Here is an 18,717-nt window from a genome sequence, read left to right as displayed (position 1 = left end):
TGTAAATGTTATATAAACAAACAGTTACTTTCTTAATATATAGAAAGTAACTGTTTTGTATATTCATGACGTTGATCACTAAATAAATCTTCTATATTAAAACCGTCTACAATGTGACCATTTTTCATTACAATAACTCTTTCAACCAAATGATTTAAAAAGGCAATATCATGCGAAATCATCAACATGCCTTTTTGTGTTCTGTGATGATAATCTTTTAGTACTTCAATCATTTTTTGCTCTGCAATAACATCTAAGCTGGCTGTAATTTCGTCACATAAGAGCATATCTGGTTCCAACATCAGTGTACGTATTGTATTAAATCGCTGTAATTGGCCGCCACTTAATTCATCAGGTAACCTATCCAACAACTTAGCATCTAATTCCATAAATGTCATCAATGCTTCCATTCTTCGATTTACATCACTCGTAACTGTGCCTTTATAATACTGTATAGGTTCTGCTAAGGATTTTCCTATATTAAACTTCGGATTAAAACTATCATATGCATGCTGAAATATAGGTAATAATGTTAATCCATGTGTGTTGATTTGTCCTTCGGTCGGTTGAAGTAAACCTAGCATGAGATGCGCTAAAGTGGTCTTTCCTGAACCACTTTCACCTACGATACCAATAATTTCATCCGCATTTATAGTCAGGTCGATATGAGTTAAAATAGGCGCTTGATCATATTTAAATTTTATTCCTGTTAATTCAATCATAAACATTCTCCCTTCTTAGCTGGCTACGGGAATTAAATAGCTTTAAGCTATAGGGTTTTACATTGTGATTTTTAAAGGCTGTAACATGATTAGAATCTATCACTTCTCCGTGACGTATTACATGAATCCAGTCACTAAAATCTAAAACGTGGGATAAATTATGCGTAATGATTAATAACGTCACTTGATGCACTTCTGCTAAATGTTTAATTAAATTCATTACATTATAACCCGTTATCGCATCTAATGATGAGGTGGGCTCATCAGCGATAATGACTTCTGGGTTTAACATCAATACACTCGCAATTTGTACCCTAGCAAGTTGGCCACCAGATAAGCTAAAGCAGTAGCGTTCCATCACTTGATCAGGTGCTAAATCTACCCATTGTAATGCTTTTGTGACAAATTGCTTTGCCACTGTTTTTTTCACTTTATAGTGCATTCTATAAATAGCCATAAGTTGCTTACCAAGTTTTGTATGATCATTAAAGCTGTGTGTATAGTCCTGAGAAATAAAACCTATATCTTTGCCTAATAAAGTATGCATATCTCTGACAACTTGATTTTTGTAATGTAGTGCATCGAATTCCATATCTAATGCGCGTGGTACACGTTGGACAAGTGCTTTAGCAGTTAAACTTTTACCAGAACCACTTTCACCAACTAGGACATTCACTTTACTTTGCTTTAGCCCTAGATTGATATTATGGATGAGTTCAGTTCCTGAATTATCTTTGATTGATAGATTGGATATCTCGAGTATATTAGTCATCCAAATCACGCTTCCCTTTTAATAATTTATCTCGTAACGCATCACCAGCTAAATTGAATAATAATATTGTTAGTGTAATTAAAGTTGCTGGCACAATTAATAATAATGGATAAGAACTAATATAGTCACGTCCAGCATTAAGCATTGCACCCCATTCAGGTGAAGGTGGTTGCGCACCTAATCCTAAAAAGGATAGTGATGAAATATAAAGTATGATTTTACCAAAATCCACAGTCATCAGCACAATAATAGATGGCGTAACTTGTGGTAAAAAATGCTTCCAAATAATTGTACGCGTTGGCACATTAAAAAGCTTAGCCATTTGTATATAAGGTTTCATCATTTCACTGCTTACTACAGAACGCGTAAGTCTTGTATATGTCATCCATTTAATTATTGTAATGGCGATGACTAAATTCCAAATACTTGGTTTAAAAAAGCTGGCAAATGCAATCATCAATACAAATTCTGGAATACTTAGTCCAATGTCAATTAAACGCATGATCACTGTATCAACGATGCCTTTTTTGTAGCCTGCTAAAAGTCCAAGTGGTACACCAATAATTACTGTAACAAGTAATGTAACCAAACTAATGAGTAAAGTGTATCTTGCTCCAACAATAACTCTCGATAATAAATCTCTACCATAATCATCTGTGCCTAACCAATGGGCCAAACTTGGCGTTTCCAAAGCATTACCTAAATGTACTTCTAAAGCACTATGAGTTGAAACAAAAAATTGCGCTGTGATAATTATGATGAGATAAAAAGCAAAAACATAGAAAATGAGATTGTGTTTATTCATATGTTTCATTACATCTCACCATCCTGACGCGCTACTTTAGTCTTTTTACGTTTTTTATTGTATCGTCGTTTTGGATCTAGCCATAATAGCAGTAAGTCACTGATGGTGTTAGCTAGAACTACAAGGAAGCCGATCATAAGGACTGCACCTTGCACGACAGGATAATCCCTTGCTCGAATACTATCGACTAAGAAATGGCCAATACCTGGTATGCCAAATAAGTTTTCAATAACCACTGTGCCTCCAATAAGACTGCCTATAGACATACCCAAGACTGTAACGACCGGTAAAATAGCAGGTTTAAACAAGTCTTTCCATAAAATATAACGTTCAGACATCCCTCTGAGGCGAGCCGCTTCTACTTCTTTTGATTGGTACAATTCTACTAAATTAGAACGCATTAATCTGACATAATAGGCACTCATACCTATGCTAAGTGCTATCACAGGTAAGACGTACCCTGCTAACGAATCTAATCCGGATGATGGGAGTAAGTTGAGTTTTTGAGCAAATACATAAATCAATAATGTTCCCAAAAAGAAGGACGGTATACTAACAGTAAAAGATGTTACTATCCGGATCAAGGTATCAATCCAAGTATGATAGTATTTCGCTGCAATAATACCTAATGGCACTGCTACAATAAAAACAATAATAATAGTCAAAACAGCTATGAATGCTGTAGGTGGCGTATAATAAATCAATTCATTGATTACAGGTTCACCGGTTTGATAACTCGTACCAAAGTTCAATTGTACAATTTGTCCTAACCATTGAATATATTGGATGACTACGGGTTGATCTAAACCTAATTTTTGTTTAGTGGCTTCAATTTGTTCACTTGAAACATTAGCTACATCTAAATGTAAGATTTTGTCGACTGGGTCTCCTGGCGTAAGTTTCATTAATATAAACGTGATAGTAGAAAGGACAAACAATACAATGATCATTTGTCCAATTCTAGAAAGTATATTTTTTAATATCATTGTTTTTTATCTACTTTATAATCGATAAGGTAGACGCCTTCAGGTGTTGCTTTTAAGTTTTCTACATCTTTACTCATACCGACGATATTATCATTATATGAAATATAACTATTTGCTAAGTCTTTGTTCGTTATATCAATAATTTCATTCGTTAAATGATGACGTTCATTTGTATCTACTGTTTTATTAAATTGATTTATTAGTTCAGTCACTTTGTCATTGTCATAATCACCTGCGTTAATCGCACCTTCTGGTTTGTACGCTTGGTTGAAGAAATAACCTGTGTCTCCTCTTGGAATCGTACCAAAGCTATAAAGTGACGCATCCCACTGATTTTTATCTTTGAGATAACCTTGAATATCATCGACATTACGTAATTTAATATCAATATTTGCTTTTTTAGCATCTGATTGGATGACTTGTGCAATTTTTGGAAGCTCTGGACGTCCATTATATGTTGAAACTGTTAATTGTAATGGATGTTCTTTTGTATAGCCTTCTTTTTCCATGATTTGTTTGGCTTTATCTATATCTTGTTTCTGTACTTGTTGGTTCTCTATGAAATCTAATTTGGTATTGAATGGTCCGGTCGCTGGTTTAGCATGACCTTTAGATACATTTTTAGCAATACTTTCACGATCTATGACTTTATCAAGTGCTTCGCGTACAGGTTGCGTCATCTTATCGCTTGTATGGTTATATAAGAGTAAGCCTGTTCTAAATCCTGAGACATTTGATACTTTTGTTTTATCACTCTCTTTTAGTGTTTTTACTTTTTCAACAGGTACATCTGTAATGACATCTGCTTTACCTGATTCTAAATCACTTGTCCGTGCGTTACCATCCTCTTGATATGTAACATTGATATGATCTAGTTTCGGTTTACCTTGCCAGTAGTCTTTATTTCGATCTAACTTAATTTTTTGAGATTGCTTATAGTCTTTAATTTGATATGGTCCAGTACCAACAGGGGTTTTATTTACATCGCCTTCTGCTTCCGTATCATAGATTGCAGAAAATGGACTAGCAAGCTCTGAAACTAACTCAGGATATGCTTCTTTTGTCGTAATCGTAACATTTTGTCCATCTACTTTAATGTCTTTGATAGGAAGTGAACCTTTTACTAAGTCACTTTTCTCAATACTTTCTTCTAAACTAGATTTCACTGCTTTACCAGTCACTTTTTTACCATTTTGGAATTTAATATCATCTTTTAATTTTAGGTCTAGTTGAGTTGGTGACTTTTGGTTATATGATTCAACTAATAATTTTTGAACTTTTCCTTCTGCGGAGGCTTTAAACAAAGATTCTGCTGCGCCAATCTTCACTGGTACATCTGTTTCATAAGGGGCGATTGAAGTTGTTTTTAAAGGTAATTCAATGTCTAAAGTGTTTCCTTTAGATTGACTTCCAGATCCACTGCAACCTGCTAAAGTAATTGCTACGGTTGCAAACAATACAACTATTTTTTTCATTTATATTCCTTCTTTCTAAAAAATCACTCTTAAAATCAATTAGAAATTTATAGTTTAAAACTCATACAATAAGGCTAACTATCCTTTCAGCCCTATTGTTTTAAGTTTAAATGTTATATCACTCTACTTGTTGTTCTTTCATTTGATTACCCGCAAATAGCATAATCCATGTAGCAATAATAAATGGCAATGTAAATACCGGCAAGCCAAATGGTGTTAATAGCGTAGTCATGCCTGCATGTAAAACGACAGTTAGCAAAATGCCTAACACAATACTTATATAACGCGGAATTCTAGTACTAAACGCTACACCTAAAGCTAACACTGTAAGTATGACATTATAGCCAAACAGGCCATCATTAATTTGGTCGTGATTGCCACCAAGTACCGTGACTGCTGCAAAACCTATAATATTTGCAATTATTGCAAATGTACCAGCTTTTCTAGAAGCAATAAAAATACCAATAAGAATTAATATACCTGCAATCATATTTTTGAGTAAAAAGATTTCACTGAAGCCCGTTAAAAATGCACTTATAAAGTCGATACTATGACCAGAAAACTCAATTTCCTGAACAGTATTCGGTAAAATATTTACATCTGCATTCACAAATTTAAATTGGAATGACATGAGTAATACAATCCAACTTACAAATACATACGGCATTGTTAACATTGGCACACCAAATGGTTTGAAAAATTCTCTAAATGCCGAACCAATAGGCATTGTTATAATAATTGCCACTAATACAATAACCACACTATACCATTCTGGTACTAAAAATAATGTTAATGCAATGGCAGTAAGTACGGGGTTAAATCCGGCCAATCCCGTATTGATTTCCTCTTCGGAATAATTCGTTCGTTTTGCAAGTAATAAGGAAATGACACTTGCACTCAAAGCCATTAGCCCCACTTTCCAATTACCTACAAAAATACCTGCTAAAACAAACAACCCTGTCCATGCATTGTTCAATAATAATACTTGCGCAATATTCTTCAATATTATCCGAATAGCGTCCACATCGTCACCTGATTTCTATATACTTTGACTTAAATAATAATATATTAATATCCACTAAATTTAAAGAGATACATATCGCCCGTAATAAAATTCATTTTTTTATTTTTTCACACTCTCAAGGGGTTATTCTTGTAGTTAAATAATATTCGGAATATCATTATATAGCGGACATAATTAACGTACACGATATAAATAATGGAAAGGTAGTGAAGCTCGTGCATTTTACACAACGTGAACAAGATAAGTTGATGTTAGTCGTAGCATCAGATTTAGCACGCAGACGTCAACAGCGCGGTTTAAAATTAAATTATCCTGAGGCAGTAGCCATAATTAGTTTTGAACTGCTTGAAGGTGCTAGAGATGGGAAAACCGTGGCTGAACTGATGAGTTACGGGAAACAAATATTAAGTGAAGATGATGTAATGGAAGGCGTTGCCGACATGCTAACAGAAATGGAAATTGAAGCGACTTTCCCTGACGGAACTAAATTGATTACCGTCCATCACCCAATCGTTTAAAGGAGGATTTATATTATGAAACCTGGTGAAATTATAGTTAAACGTACAGAAATAGAAGTAAATAAAGGTCATAAATCCACAATACTTAATGTGAAAAATACTGGAGATCGACCAATACAAGTCGGCTCACATTATCACTTTTTTGAAGCAAATCCAGCGCTAGATTTTGACCACGAAAAAGCCTATGGTAAACGACTAGATATTCCGGCAGGTGCAGCCGTTCGTTTTGAACCAGGTGATGAGAAAGAAGTTCAACTCGTTGAATATTCTGGCAAACGAAAAATTTATGGTTTTCATGGTGCAGTAAACGGGCCAATTGATGAGTCTCGTGTCTATAGAGAAGAAGCAAACGATTCAGCTACAGAAATAGCTGAAGAAGAAAATAAAGAAAACGAAAATGCGAATAAAGAAAGTGGGTATAAAGCATGAGTTTTAAAATGACGCAATCACAATATACAAGTCTTTATGGACCAACTGTTGGTGACTCTGTAAGACTTGGAGATACAAATTTATTTGCAAGAGTAGAAAAAGATTACGCTACGTATGGTGATGAAGCAACATTTGGTGGTGGTAAATCTATCAGAGACGGCATGGCTCAAAACCCTAATGTCACGCGTGATGATAAACAAGTTGCAGATTTAGTTATGACAAATGCAATGATTATCGACTACGATAAAATCATTAAAGCTGATATAGGTATCAAAAATGGCTATATTATGGCAGTCGGCAAAGCTGGTAACCCTGATATTATGGATAACGTAGATATTATCATTGGTGCTACGACGGATATCATTTCTGCAGAAGGCAAAATCGTAACTGCTGGTGGTATCGATACACACGTTCACTTTATTAATCCTGAACAGTCACAAGTTGCACTTGAAAGTGGTATAACTACACATATTGGTGGCGGCACTGGTGCATCTGAAGGTGCAAAAGCAACTACAGTTACTCCAGGACCATGGCACTTACACCGCATGTTAGAAGCTTCGGAATCATTGCCATTAAATATCGGTTTCACTGGTAAAGGGCAAGCAGTAAATCACACTGCCTTAGTAGAACAAGTACATGCTGGTGCGATTGGCTTAAAAGTACATGAAGACTGGGGCGCAACGCCCTCAGCATTAGACCATGCTTTACAAGTCGCAGATGACTATGATGTTCAAATCGCATTACACGCCGATACATTAAATGAAGCTGGTTTCATGGAAGAAACGATGGCCGCAGTAAAAAACCGCGTATTACACATGTATCATACAGAAGGCGCTGGTGGCGGCCACGCGCCAGATTTAATTAAATCTGCTGCCTATCCAAACATCTTACCTTCTTCTACAAACCCAACGCTTCCATACACAGTAAATACTGTAGACGAACATTTAGATATGGTCATGATTACCCATCACTTAAACGCTGCAATCCCTGAAGACATCGCATTTGCTGATTCACGTATTCGTAAAGAAACAATTGCAGCAGAAGATGTATTACATGATATTGGCGTATTTAGTATGGTAAGTTCTGATTCTCAAGCTATGGGACGTGTCGGTGAAGTTATCACACGTACTTGGCAAGTTGCGCACCGTATGAAAGAACAACGCGGTGCATTAGAAGGTGACAGTAAACATAATGATAATAATCGTATCAAACGTTATATAGCGAAATATACGATTAACCCTGCAATTACACATGGTATTTCAGATTACGTTGGTTCTATTGAAGAAGGCAAACTCGCCGATATTATCATGTGGGAACCTGCTTTCTTTGGCGTAAAACCAGACGTTATCCTTAAAGGCGGACTCATTAATACAGCCATTAATGGAGATGCTAACGGTTCTATCCCTACTTCCGAACCATTGAAGTACCGTAAAATGTACGGACAATTAGGCGGCAATATGCAAAGTACTTCAATGACTTTCGTATCTTCAACAGCATACGAAAATGATATTGATAAAGTAATCGGCTTAAAACGTAAAGTGAGACCTGTTCGCAATATCCGTAAGTTAAGTAAAGCAGATATGAAAAACAACAATGCAACACCAAAAATAGATGTTGATCCACAAACATATGAAGTATTCGTAGACGGTGAAAAAATCACAAGTGAACCAGCTACTGAACTACCGTTAACTCAACGCTATTTCTTATTCTAGGAGGTAAAAAATGATCATCGAAGAAATTGTAGGAAATATCGCTAACATTGCTGATAGTGAAAAAGGTAAGCACACAGAAAAAGTATACTTGGAAAACTCTGATTTAGTTAAACGTATTCAACGTGTAACGACAGACCATGGTAATGAAATTGGTATACGTTTAAAACAACCTATTGATTTACAATATGGTGATATTTTATATAAAGACGATACGAATATGATTATCGTAGATGTGAATTCTGAAGATTTACTCGTTATTAAACCACGTACGCTTCAAGAAATGGGAGATATTGCGCATCAACTTGGAAACAGACATTTGCCAGCACAATTTACAGAAACTGAAATGCTTGTACAATACGACTACTTAGTAGAATCTTTATTAAAAGATTTAGGGATTCCATACGAGCATGAAGATCGTAAAGTAAATAAAGCATTTAGACATATAGGTCATTCACATGACTGATCATGCACACCTACGTCTGTTTCAATTTTGTGATTCTCAATTTCCGACAGGTGCATTTAGTCATTCATTTGGACTTGAAACTTATATTCAACGGGACACAGTGCATGACGAAGAAAGCTTCCAACAATGGCTCACGCTATTCTTAAACGAACAATTGACATACGCAGATGGCTTAGCCATGCGCCTTGTCTATGATGCGCTCGATCAAAATGATTCAGAATCTATATTACGATTAGATAAAATTCTTTTCGTGCAAAACTTACCAAAAGAAACACGACAAGGTTCAAAACAAATGGGTAACCGCATGGTCAAACTCGCTTCAGAACTTTATGATAGTGACTGGATTGACTGGTACAATGCACAACTAAAAGAGAAAAAAGCCAAGTTGCATCCTGCCATTTGTTTTACGATGCCCGGACATCATTTAGGAGTCGATATCGAAACAATTATTGATTATTATTTATATCAAAACGTGTCTAGTTTAACTCAAAATGCTGTACGTGCAATTCCTTTAGGACAAACTGCTGGTCAACGTATTGCCCATCATATGATTCCACTTATGAAAGAGACAAGAGACCATATCATGACATTGGATGAATCCCAATTAGGCATTACTGCGCCAGGATTAGAAATCAACCAGATGGAACACGAGAACGTCAATGTAAGAATTTTTATATCTTAGGAGGACAATTTTTATGACAGAGACAGTTAAAATAGGTATCGGGGGCCCTGTCGGTGCAGGTAAAACCCAACTTATCGAGAAAATTGTTAAACGTTTAGCAAAAGACTTAAGCATTGGTGTTATCACTAATGATATATATACAAAAGAAGATGAAAAAATATTAGTTAACTCAGGTGTATTACCTGAAGATAGAATTATCGGTGTTGAAACAGGTGGATGTCCACACACAGCAATTCGTGAAGATGCGTCAATGAACTTTGCAGCAATTGATGAATTAAAAGAACGCAATGAAGATATAGAACTTATTTTCATTGAATCTGGTGGCGATAACTTAGCTGCAACTTTCAGTCCGGAACTCGTTGATTTTTCAATTTATATTATTGATGTGGCACAAGGCGAAAAAATTCCACGCAAAGGTGGACAAGGTATGATTAAATCTGACTACTTTGTAATCAATAAGACTGACTTAGCGCCTTATGTTGATGCATCATTAGAACGCATGGCAGAAGATACAAAAGCCTTCCGCGGTAACCGCCCATTCACTTTTACAAACCTTAAAACCGATGAAGGCTTAGACAATGTACTTGAGTGGATTGAACAAGATGTATTTCTTAAAGGATTAGCTTAATGTCTGAATCAAATCCACAATGGACCGGCCAATTAGATCTAACTGTTTTTAATAACGGAAAAAAATCTGTTGCGCGTGATATCTTTTTTGAAAGAGCATTAAAAGTAATGCGTCCAGTTTACTTAAACGGCTCTGATATTCCTACATTTTATATTGTAAACGTAGGTGGCGGTTATTTAGATGGTGATCGCTATAACATGAACTTCAATATAGACGCTTATGCGAAAGTCATATTAACTTCGCAAGGTGCAACAAAGATTTATAAAACGTTGAATGACCATGTGGAACAATATCAAAATTTCAATATTAAAGATAACGCTTATGCGGAATATGTAGGCGACCCAATTATCGCTTTTGAAAATGCCAAATTCTACCAACATAATACATTTAACTTGAGTTCAACAGGAGCTTTATTTTATACAGATATTTTAACACCTGGATATTCTAAAGAAGGTAAAGCTTTTAGCTACACATATATGCATTTATTAAATGAAATTTATGTAGATGATGATCTCGTTGTATTTGATAATATGTTACTTGATCCAACTAAAAATAAAGTTGATGATATCGGTTATATGGAGCATTATAGTCACTTGGGTTCTTGTTATTTTATCCACCCAGATGTTAACCAAAAATTCATAGATAACGTATTCGATCAAATTAAACACTTGCAACAAGCATATGATTGTCGCTTTGGTATTACACACTTACCAACACATGGTTTTAGCATTCGTATTTTATCTAACAAAACGCAAGTAATTGAAAAGATTTTAACGACATTACAAACTTACGTTGTTAAAGAAAGCTTCGATCGTGACGTTGACTTTTTAAGAAAATATTAGTTCTTCTCGAGGCTGGACATAAACACCCATCCTCAAAATAAAAGGACTAATCCATTTAATAACGGATTAGTCCTTTTTATATTTAAAATTTTACGCTTTTGCCCAATTCTAAGGGAAGTATGCATAAAATCAAAGTTCATAACGTTCTATTGATAATAAAAAAGCCTTTAAGAACTCAACATATTCTTAAAGGCTTTTTAAATATATATAAATTTTTAACTACAGACACAACTTTTAAATTAAATTAAGTAACCAGACTAAACTTATCACTAATAAAACAATCGTAACGATATAAATCAATAACTTTTGCCCTTTAGTTAAAGTTTTTTCACCGTCCGTAAACAAACTAAATAACGAACCATCCTTGCCCATTAATAATGCAATAGAATAAATAAGTAAGACTAAAGATAAAATAAATAATATTAATGCAACAAATACCATAAAAGTACTCCTCTCACAATACAATCTGTTTTTCTTAGTTCTATGCCTATTCATTCTATCTTAATATTCAAATTTGTAAAATAAAGCCTATATAAATGATCATAGTGATTTTATTTCTATTATATTATGGTAATTGTCCTTTTTTCTCTAATCGTTTAACTTTAAATGGTGCGTAAATTAATACCACAATTAATACTAATCCTAAATAACCAATAAATGGATAAAAGAATGACATTAAGTCTGTAAATCCTGCAAAGCTTACTGCAAAGCCAATTAAAATAGATACGATATAAAACACTTTAAACTGTATTGTTTCAGGAGTAGTAAAACGTGTAGCAAGTGAATAGAACATACCTAAACACGTATTAAATATCATTAAATAGATAATGATAGACATAAGGACACCTAAAATTGGTGAGATATCATTGACAAGCCCTAACATCGGCATTGGTAAATCTCCTACCGTTTCAATTTTAGAAAGTATCGCAAAATGACTTATCATAATCATTACACCTAAAACGAATCCTCCGACGAAACCGCCCCATGCAGCTATCTTAGGATTTTTCTCACTACCACCCATAACGATTGCCATAGTTGCCCCTAAACTGATATTTAACGAAACGTAATTAACGCCAGAAATAAACCAATTGGGCACCGCTGATGTATGTTCCTTAGCTATGTCAGTAAGTTCAGTAAACGTACCTGACATTGTAAACAAGCAATACACAGCAACAACTAGAATAGCTACAATCAATAACGGTGTAATATTACCGATAACTTTAACCACATTATCTACACGTAGCATACCGAATAAAAATACTAAAAGAACCATTAATAGCGTTCCAATGACTGCCGGTATACCAAACTGTTGCTCAAAGTTCGAGCCACCACCAGCGAGCATTACGACACCAAATCCAAACAAGGCGATAATGAGTACAATATCTATCACCCATGCAAGCACTTTACCAAACAATGTACCGCCTGTTAATTTATGTATTACATCATTATGACTCTGAGCTTTAAACTTACTACCTAGCCATACAAGCACCATACCAATATATGAAAATAGCATTGTTGAAACAATTGCTGCAAATATGCCCATCATACCGAAACTAGTAAAATATTGTAGAATTTCTTGTCCTGAAGCAAATCCGGCGCCTACAATGATACCAATTAAGGCACTACCTATTAAAAATACCTTCTTCATAGTAATCCCCTTTGCTAGTAGTAATTTTTGTTAAAAACGTAAAATCATCATTGTGAAATAGATCGCATTACATTATATAACCCCTTTGTACACGTCTATCAATGTAACTTCGTATTGTCTCACACAATAATGTAAACGTTTACATATTCATAGTAACTCACTTGGCTTTAATTTTCAAACCGCTAAAAACACTTATCCTTGATGGTATTTACATTATATAATACGCACTTTACGACTAATAATAATATCATTATAGAGAAAACAAATTTTTAAACTTTTCACTATAAAACTGATACAATTATGTAGTCCAATATTAAAAGATAATTATAGGAGTGGTATCATGGTAGAAGAATACATATATAGAAATACTGTACAACCATCTTGGATTGACCGTAACAACCATATGCACGACGCACAATATTATTCAATTTTCAGCGATGCAGTTGTTGGTTTCTTTGAATCTGCAGATTTATCAATTTCATATCGTCCTAATCAAGAAGTAACGATATTTAGTATGGAAGCGCATATTTCATTTTTAAAGGAATTATTATTAGATGATTCGTTTTATATTAAAGTTCGCATTTATGATTATGATGCAAAAAGAGTTCACCTCTTCTTAACAATGTATAATCAGCAAGACGAACGTAACGCTACATATGAAGTGATTATGATGGGTGTAAGTAATCAAACACGCCGCAGCATGAATTTTCCTCAACCTGTTTATGATAAAATCAAAGCTTATTTTGATAGTCAACAATCTTTCGAGGTACCTAAACAACTCGGTCATGTGATTAGTATACCTAGAAAATAACTATGCGATACTTAGAAGACTTTTATTGAATCTAAATTTAGATTCAGTAAGCATTTCTCAATATGGCAGGCAAAGACTCCAAACAGTATCATATTGATAACACAACAAAATATTATCTTATATAACAAAGAGAGCCTCTAAATGATTAGAGGCTCTCTTATTAATTAGTTTAAGTGATCTAAAGCTTGTTTTAAATCTGTTACTAAATCTTCAGTGTCTTCAATTCCAACTGAGAGACGAATTAGACCATCTGCAATACCTTCTTTGGCACGAATGTCTTTAGGAATAGATGCATGTGTCATTAATGCTGGTACAGAAATTAAACTTTCTACTGCGCCTAAACTTTCAGCTAATGTGAAATATTGTGATTCACGAATAACTGCTTTGGCGCTTTCTATATCCTCAACTTCAAAAGCAACAACACCAGTATGTCCTTCTGATTGTGCTTCGTGGATATCATGGTTTAAATGTTCAGCGATACTTGGATGGAATACTTGTTTAACATTTGGATGTTGTTGCAACATTTCAATAATTGAAAGTGCGTTACATTGTACTTGCTCCATTCTTAGCCCTAATGTTTTAATACCACGAATTAATAAATAACTATCTTGTGGTCCCAACACGCCACCTGTTGAATTTTGAATAAATCCAATACGCTCAGCTAGGTCCTCATCATTTGTAGCAACTAGACCAGAAACAACATCACTATGACCACCAATGTATTTTGTAGCTGAATGCAATACGATATCAATACCCAATGTTAATGGGTTTTGGAAATAGGGTGTCATAAATGTATTATCAACAACTGATATCAAATTATGTTTCTGTGCAATTTCTGCTGATTTTTTAATATCTGTTACTCGTAACAATGGGTTTGATGGTGTTTCAATGTATAACATTTTTGTTTCTGGTTTAATATATTGTTCCACTTCATCTATATGTGTTGTATCTATGAAATCTGCTTTTATTCCAAAACGTGAAAATACTTTTGTTAGTGCTCTGTATGTGCCGCCATAAACGTCGGAATTTATTAATAAATGATCACCTTCGTCTAATAACATGATTACTGCAGATATGGCTGCCATACCAGAACCAAATGCATAACCATATTGACCATGTTCTAAATCAGCAATAAGGACTTCTAATGAACTACGTGTTGGATTAGCTGAACGAGAATATTCATATCCCTGTCTCATATCACCGATGTCATCTTGCATAAATGTACTTGTTTGATAAATTGGTGTAGTTACTGCACCTGTATATGGATCAGTAGTAGATCCGCCGTGAATTAATTGTGTTTTTTTATTCATTAATGATTCTCCTTATAATTAAAGATTTTTTGTGACATGTATCGATCACTACCATCAGGAAAAATCGTTACTATAATGCCACTATTGATATGTTTTTTTACTTCTAATGCACCTTGTAAGACTGCACCAGAGGAACTTCCTACAAGTAAGCCTTCTCGTTTTGCCAATAATGCTACATTTTCAAAAGCGTCTTTATCAGACACTTTCACAATATCAGAAACTAAGGATTCAGGTAAAAACTGAGGCCACTTTTCAGAACCGATGCCTTCAATATCATGGGCGTGTTGAGCTCCTCCACTTAATATAGAACCTTCTGGCTCAACAATGACATTCTCTACATTAAATGAAGTTAAATGTTCTGCCACACCTGTAAATGTACCGCCTGAACCTATACCTGCTACAAAATAATCTACTTCAGGCAATTTTTCTGTAATTTCTTTACCCAACGTTTCTAAATATGCTTTGGGGTTGTTAGCAGATTCAAATTGATTTAAATAAAGTGCGTCCGTTTGCAATTCAAATTGCTTTGCTGCTTCTTGAGCACCTTGCATGCCTAATACTTTCTCAGTTCTTCTAACCTCAGCACCTAAAGCTTTAATAATGGATATTTTTTCTTCTGCAAAACCTTCAGGTGCAAAAATCACTGCATTTATATTATGATGGTTAGCTGCAATAGCTACGCCAATACCCGTATTGCCTGCTGATGCCTCTACTACAGTTCCACCTTTTTGTATTAAGTTGTTCTCTAAAGCTTTTTCAATTAAATACTTTCCAAGTCTATCTTTAATACTGCCGCCAGGATCGAATTGTTCTAATTTAGCATAAATTTGAACATCATCATTACTAAAAGATTTTAATAATACCATAGGTGTATTGCCGATTAAATCATATGCAATCATTATAGTCCTCCACACACAGGTGTTTTTAATGTTTTGTTTATTCCCTACTATACTGATATGAATTATAAATAGTTTCAGCCCTTTTTGCAAATTTTATAATTAAAATATTGCAAAACACTTAAAATAAATCCTTACTTTTTTAATAAGAATACTTGAATTCACTATATAGCTCTTGTATAGTGTTAGTTATCAGAAAATTCAAATTTATAGGAGGATTTACATTATGAGTCAGAATTCATGGCATTTAGACACATTATCAATTCATGGCGGTCAACAAGTGGATGATTCAAAATCACGTGCAGTACCTATCCACCAAACAACGAGTTATGTATTTGATAGTACAGACCATGCACAAAAATTATTTTCGCTACAAGAAGACGGTAATATTTACACGAGAATTATGAATCCAACACAAAATGTCTTTGAAGAACGCATCACGGCTCTAGAAGGAGGCGTTGGCGCTTTAGCTACTGCTTCAGGACAAGCTGCAATACATCTCGCATTATTAAACATCGTTGAAACAGGTGACGAAATTGTTGCTTCTTCAAACTTATACGGTGGTACATATAATTTATTAAAAGTGACATTCAAAAAATTAGGCATTAAAGTCCATTTTGTAGATCCTAGCAATCCTGAAAACTTTAAAAATGCTATTACAGATAAAACGAAAGTTGTTTATGCAGAAACAATTGGCAACCCTCGTATTGATGTTCTGGATATAGAAGCTGTTGCAGATATTGCACATGATAATGGTGTTCCATTAATTGTTGACAATACATTCCCAACGCCTTATTTATTACGTCCGTTTGAGTATGGTGCTGACATTATTGTTCATTCAGCTACTAAATTTATTGGTGGACATGGTACTTCAATCGGTGGTGTCATTGTTGATAGTGGTAAATTCAATTGGGATAACGGTAAATTCCCTGGCTTAGTTGAACCAGACCCTAGTTATCATGGCGTGTCTTATGCGAAAGATGTAGGAGAAGCTGCATATATCACTAAAGCACGTGTTCAATTATTACGTGATTTAGGTGCATCTGTATCACCTTTCAATGTTCATGAATTCTTGATTGGTTTAGAAACATTGCATCTACGTATGGAACGTCATTCAGAAAATGCTTTACGTATCGCACAATACTTAGAAAAACATCCAAATGTAACATGGGTGAATTATCCAGGTTTAGAAAACAATGCTTACAATGAATTAGCTCAAAAATATCTACCAGATGGACAAGGCGCTATACTTACATTTGGTGTTGATGGTTCAGTAGACGATATTGCTAATTTTGTTGAAGGATTAGATTTATTCTCACACGTTGCAAACGTTGGTGATTCTAAATCATTAATTATTCATCCTGCAAGCACAACACACTTACAATTGTCACCAGAAGAACAAAAAGCTTCAGGTGTACTTCCAGAACTTGTAAGATTATCAGTTGGAACAGAAAAAGTAGAAGACATCATTTCAGATCTTGATAAAGGTTTTAAAGCATCACTTGGAAATTAATGAAAAAAATTTCCTTAGTGATGCTAAGAATCTAGTTCACACTCTAAAAATATATAACATCAAAAACGCCCAACCTTAATTTGTTTGGGCGTTTTTAGACTGCGCGCTATTATTTCGTCACACAAACCGAAGACTCCTGCGTGTGTAAATTTTATATTTAAACTCCTGTTTTCTATTAATAAAGATATTTACCTTTGTGTTTGTTAATTAATATTGGGATAATAACAATAATTGTTCAATAAGTTGGAGGTGCATGTTTGGATAACCAAAAAGATCAAATAACCATGAATGTTATATTACTTACCGGTAAAATACTTTTGTCTTCTGGCGCTGAAGTATCGCGTGTTGAAGATACTATGCGTCGTATAGCAATTTGTATGGGCTATTACAATAGCCAAGGATATGTCATAAATGTGTTCATCAATTTTTCACTTAGTGAGGAACACGATACACGCATTTTACGTATTAATAAAAATATCACCAACTTATTGAAAATATTTCAAGTTAATGCAATTTCACGAAAACTCACGAGTAATCAATTGTCTATAGAAGAAGCTTATGACCTTTTAAAAAATATCGAACGTACATCAGTAACAATTCCATTGTGGAAGAAAGGTATAGCAGCTGGCATTATCTCATTGAGCTTTTTATATTTACAAAATGGTACATGGCCAGATGCACTTACCGCAATCATAGCTGGTGCTACAGGATTTTTAATCGTAGAGTATATGCATAGCAAGTCATTGACTATGTTTATACCTGAATTTGTAGCCTCTTTTGTAATAGGAACAATCGTTATCTTTGGGTCTAAATTATTCAATGTTGATAATATGTTTGGACCTGCCATGCTTGCTTCAGTTATGCCAATCGTTCCTGGCGTGTTAATAACAACCGCAATACAAGATTTATTTGGCCGTCACATGCTTATGTTTACAGCAAAATTTTTGGAAGCATTAGTTATTGCTTTTGCGATTGGTTCAGGCATAGCAATTGCGTATTCACTATTTTAAGGAGGATTCTTCATGACTATTTTAATTACATTCTTATGCAGTTTCAGCGCCTCCTATTTCTTCAACGTGATTTACGATTCGCATAAAAAGGTGTTTCTTCCTGCTGGATTTGCTGGAGCCATGGGTTATATCGTCCATTTTATTTTAAGCGAGCACGGGCAAATGGATACAATATATACAAGTTTATTAGGTAGTTTAACACTAGGTTTAATCAGCCATACTATGAGTCGAATATATAAAGCGCCTGTTGTGCTATTTATGATCCCTGGCATTATTCCACTTGTTCCAGGAAGTATTGCTTTCAGTGCGACACAACAGCTCGTTACGCTTAATTTTACTGACGCGACTAACACATTCATTCGTGCTATTTTGATAGCAGGTGCAATTGCTTTAGGTTTGTTGATTTCAGATCAATTATCTAAAACATTGAATATACGAAAATACTTAGCTATTAAAAGAAATAAACTTTAA

General features: G+C 34.6%; 21 protein-coding genes. 11 read left to right on the top strand and 10 right to left on the bottom strand.

The features are described 5' to 3' along the window. Positions 1–32 precede the first annotated feature (32 nt). The 6 genes from ACP3TL_RS13585 to yut all read right to left on the bottom strand — a co-directional run bounded on the left by ACP3TL_RS13585 (position 33) and on the right by yut (position 5,784). The gene (locus ACP3TL_RS13585; RefSeq protein ID WP_069833159.1) at positions 33–722 is read right to left on the bottom strand and encodes an ABC transporter ATP-binding protein; all 690 of its coding nucleotides are present in this window, start codon (positions 720–722) and stop codon (positions 33–35) included. Then, positions 715–1,494: an ATP-binding cassette domain-containing protein gene (locus ACP3TL_RS13580; protein ID WP_277575654.1), complete on the bottom strand. Its 780-nt coding sequence runs from the start codon at positions 1,492–1,494 to the stop codon at positions 715–717. Before ACP3TL_RS13580 ends, ACP3TL_RS13585 begins: the two co-directional genes overlap by 8 nt. Continuing rightward, positions 1,487–2,308: a nickel transporter permease gene (gene nikC, locus ACP3TL_RS13575; protein WP_069833157.1), complete on the bottom strand. Its 822-nt coding sequence runs from the start codon at positions 2,306–2,308 to the stop codon at positions 1,487–1,489. The genes ACP3TL_RS13580 and nikC overlap by 8 nt, the downstream gene beginning before the upstream one ends. Beyond that, positions 2,308–3,285, bottom strand: coding sequence for a nickel ABC transporter permease (gene nikB, locus ACP3TL_RS13570; protein WP_069833156.1), 978 nt, complete (start codon positions 3,283–3,285; stop codon positions 2,308–2,310). The genes nikC and nikB overlap by 1 nt, the downstream gene beginning before the upstream one ends. Beyond that, positions 3,282–4,760 carry a nickel ABC transporter substrate-binding protein gene (nikA, locus tag ACP3TL_RS13565; protein ID WP_069833155.1) on the bottom strand — a complete coding sequence of 493 codons (1,479 nt, stop codon included), beginning with the start codon at positions 4,758–4,760 and terminating at the stop codon, positions 3,282–3,284. The genes nikB and nikA overlap by 4 nt, the downstream gene beginning before the upstream one ends. A gap of 118 nt (positions 4,761–4,878) precedes the next feature. Next, a complete protein-coding gene (gene yut / locus ACP3TL_RS13560; RefSeq protein ID WP_069833154.1) occupies positions 4,879–5,784 on the bottom strand; it encodes an urea transporter in 906 nt (301 codons plus the stop codon). Between the two features lie 215 nt (positions 5,785–5,999). Here yut and ACP3TL_RS13555 point away from each other — a divergent pair, with 215 nt between their 5' ends. Genes ACP3TL_RS13555 through ACP3TL_RS13525 form a run of 7 tightly spaced genes read left to right on the top strand, consistent with a single transcriptional unit; the run spans position 6,000 to position 11,058 of the window. Next, positions 6,000–6,302, top strand: a complete 303-nt coding sequence (locus ACP3TL_RS13555) for an urease subunit gamma (protein WP_069817856.1) — start codon at positions 6,000–6,002, stop codon at positions 6,300–6,302. 15 nt (positions 6,303–6,317) lie between these two features. Further along, positions 6,318–6,731, top strand: a complete 414-nt coding sequence (locus tag ACP3TL_RS13550; protein ID WP_069833153.1) for an urease subunit beta — start codon at positions 6,318–6,320, stop codon at positions 6,729–6,731. Further along, positions 6,728–8,443, top strand: a complete 1,716-nt coding sequence (gene ureC / locus ACP3TL_RS13545) for an urease subunit alpha (RefSeq protein WP_285325754.1) — start codon at positions 6,728–6,730, stop codon at positions 8,441–8,443. The genes ACP3TL_RS13550 and ureC overlap by 4 nt, the downstream gene beginning before the upstream one ends. Before the next feature lie 10 nt (positions 8,444–8,453). After that, positions 8,454–8,906 carry an urease accessory protein UreE gene (gene ureE, locus ACP3TL_RS13540; protein WP_065338831.1) on the top strand — a complete coding sequence of 151 codons (453 nt, stop codon included), beginning with the start codon at positions 8,454–8,456 and terminating at the stop codon, positions 8,904–8,906. Beyond that, positions 8,899–9,588: an urease accessory protein UreF gene (locus ACP3TL_RS13535; protein WP_285336798.1), complete on the top strand. Its 690-nt coding sequence runs from the start codon at positions 8,899–8,901 to the stop codon at positions 9,586–9,588. Before ureE ends, ACP3TL_RS13535 begins: the two co-directional genes overlap by 8 nt. Before the next feature lie 13 nt (positions 9,589–9,601). Then, positions 9,602–10,216, top strand: coding sequence for an urease accessory protein UreG (gene ureG / locus ACP3TL_RS13530; protein WP_069817853.1), 615 nt, complete (start codon positions 9,602–9,604; stop codon positions 10,214–10,216). Then, positions 10,216–11,058: an urease accessory protein UreD gene (locus ACP3TL_RS13525; protein WP_285325757.1), complete on the top strand. Its 843-nt coding sequence runs from the start codon at positions 10,216–10,218 to the stop codon at positions 11,056–11,058. The genes ureG and ACP3TL_RS13525 overlap by 1 nt, the downstream gene beginning before the upstream one ends. Positions 11,059–11,292: 234 nt before the next feature. On the opposite strand, the gene ACP3TL_RS13520 is transcribed toward ACP3TL_RS13525, so the two are convergent. Further along, entirely contained in the window at positions 11,293–11,499 is a 207-nt protein-coding gene (locus ACP3TL_RS13520; RefSeq protein ID WP_002511563.1) for a hypothetical protein, read from the bottom strand. A 124-nt stretch (positions 11,500–11,623) separates the two neighbouring features. Further along, complete coding sequence (locus ACP3TL_RS13515) at positions 11,624–12,706, bottom strand: YkvI family membrane protein (RefSeq protein WP_069817851.1); 1,083 nt, start codon at positions 12,704–12,706, stop codon at positions 11,624–11,626. Positions 12,707–13,046: 340 nt separating this feature from the next. Here ACP3TL_RS13515 and ACP3TL_RS13510 point away from each other — a divergent pair, with 340 nt between their 5' ends. Continuing rightward, positions 13,047–13,517 carry a thioesterase family protein gene (locus ACP3TL_RS13510; protein WP_285336797.1) on the top strand — a complete coding sequence of 157 codons (471 nt, stop codon included), beginning with the start codon at positions 13,047–13,049 and terminating at the stop codon, positions 13,515–13,517. 164 nt (positions 13,518–13,681) lie between these two features. Here ACP3TL_RS13510 and ACP3TL_RS13505 read toward each other — a convergent pair whose 3' ends face one another. After that, positions 13,682–14,827 (bottom strand): bifunctional cystathionine gamma-lyase/homocysteine desulfhydrase, encoded by a 1,146-nt coding sequence (locus ACP3TL_RS13505; protein ID WP_069833149.1) that lies wholly within the window; start codon positions 14,825–14,827, stop codon positions 13,682–13,684. Continuing rightward, positions 14,827–15,726 carry a PLP-dependent cysteine synthase family protein gene (locus tag ACP3TL_RS13500; RefSeq protein ID WP_285325761.1) on the bottom strand — a complete coding sequence of 300 codons (900 nt, stop codon included), beginning with the start codon at positions 15,724–15,726 and terminating at the stop codon, positions 14,827–14,829. The genes ACP3TL_RS13505 and ACP3TL_RS13500 overlap by 1 nt, the downstream gene beginning before the upstream one ends. 223 nt (positions 15,727–15,949) lie before the next feature. On the opposite strand from ACP3TL_RS13500, the gene ACP3TL_RS13495 reads away from it, so the two are divergent. From ACP3TL_RS13495 to ACP3TL_RS13485, 3 genes are all read left to right on the top strand, one after another. Continuing rightward, the gene (locus tag ACP3TL_RS13495; RefSeq protein WP_069817847.1) at positions 15,950–17,236 is read left to right on the top strand and encodes a homocysteine synthase; all 1,287 of its coding nucleotides are present in this window, start codon (positions 15,950–15,952) and stop codon (positions 17,234–17,236) included. A gap of 257 nt (positions 17,237–17,493) precedes the next feature. Further along, a complete protein-coding gene (locus tag ACP3TL_RS13490) occupies positions 17,494–18,246 on the top strand; it encodes a threonine/serine exporter family protein (protein WP_002506579.1) in 753 nt (250 codons plus the stop codon). Positions 18,247–18,258: 12 nt separating this feature from the next. After that, positions 18,259–18,717, top strand: coding sequence for a threonine/serine exporter family protein (locus ACP3TL_RS13485; protein WP_002506578.1), 459 nt, complete (start codon positions 18,259–18,261; stop codon positions 18,715–18,717).

Source organism: Staphylococcus caseorum (genome assembly GCF_049943195.1).
GTDB classification, from domain to species: Bacteria; Bacillota; Bacilli; order Staphylococcales; family Staphylococcaceae; genus Staphylococcus; species Staphylococcus equorum_A.
This window is presented reverse-complemented; position numbering and strand designations above follow the sequence as displayed.

Excerpts from the sequence above, each read along its gene's own strand:
- ACP3TL_RS13585 (WP_069833159.1), bottom strand. The coding sequence starts at position 722 with ATGATTGAATTAACAGGAATAAAATTTAAATATGATCAAGCGCCTATT.
- ACP3TL_RS13485 (WP_002506578.1), top strand. The coding sequence starts at position 18,259 with ATGACTATTTTAATTACATTCTTATGCAGTTTCAGCGCCTCCTATTTC.
- ACP3TL_RS13520 (WP_002511563.1), bottom strand. The coding sequence starts at position 11,499 with ATGGTATTTGTTGCATTAATATTATTTATTTTATCTTTAGTCTTACTT.
- ACP3TL_RS13510 (WP_285336797.1), top strand. The coding sequence starts at position 13,047 with ATGGTAGAAGAATACATATATAGAAATACTGTACAACCATCTTGGATT.
- ACP3TL_RS13505 (WP_069833149.1), bottom strand. The coding sequence starts at position 14,827 with ATGAATAAAAAAACACAATTAATTCACGGCGGATCTACTACTGATCCA.
- ureE (WP_065338831.1), top strand. The coding sequence starts at position 8,454 with ATGATCATCGAAGAAATTGTAGGAAATATCGCTAACATTGCTGATAGT.
- ACP3TL_RS13550 (WP_069833153.1), top strand. The coding sequence starts at position 6,318 with ATGAAACCTGGTGAAATTATAGTTAAACGTACAGAAATAGAAGTAAAT.
- ACP3TL_RS13535 (WP_285336798.1), top strand. The coding sequence starts at position 8,899 with ATGACTGATCATGCACACCTACGTCTGTTTCAATTTTGTGATTCTCAA.
- nikB (WP_069833156.1), bottom strand. The coding sequence starts at position 3,285 with ATGATATTAAAAAATATACTTTCTAGAATTGGACAAATGATCATTGTA.
- ACP3TL_RS13525 (WP_285325757.1), top strand. The coding sequence starts at position 10,216 with ATGTCTGAATCAAATCCACAATGGACCGGCCAATTAGATCTAACTGTT.
- nikA (WP_069833155.1), bottom strand. The coding sequence starts at position 4,760 with ATGAAAAAAATAGTTGTATTGTTTGCAACCGTAGCAATTACTTTAGCA.
- ACP3TL_RS13515 (WP_069817851.1), bottom strand. The coding sequence starts at position 12,706 with ATGAAGAAGGTATTTTTAATAGGTAGTGCCTTAATTGGTATCATTGTA.
- nikC (WP_069833157.1), bottom strand. The coding sequence starts at position 2,308 with ATGAAACATATGAATAAACACAATCTCATTTTCTATGTTTTTGCTTTT.
- ACP3TL_RS13495 (WP_069817847.1), top strand. The coding sequence starts at position 15,950 with ATGAGTCAGAATTCATGGCATTTAGACACATTATCAATTCATGGCGGT.
- ureC (WP_285325754.1), top strand. The coding sequence starts at position 6,728 with ATGAGTTTTAAAATGACGCAATCACAATATACAAGTCTTTATGGACCA.
- ACP3TL_RS13500 (WP_285325761.1), bottom strand. The coding sequence starts at position 15,726 with ATGATTGCATATGATTTAATCGGCAATACACCTATGGTATTATTAAAA.
- ureG (WP_069817853.1), top strand. The coding sequence starts at position 9,602 with ATGACAGAGACAGTTAAAATAGGTATCGGGGGCCCTGTCGGTGCAGGT.
- ACP3TL_RS13580 (WP_277575654.1), bottom strand. The coding sequence starts at position 1,494 with ATGACTAATATACTCGAGATATCCAATCTATCAATCAAAGATAATTCA.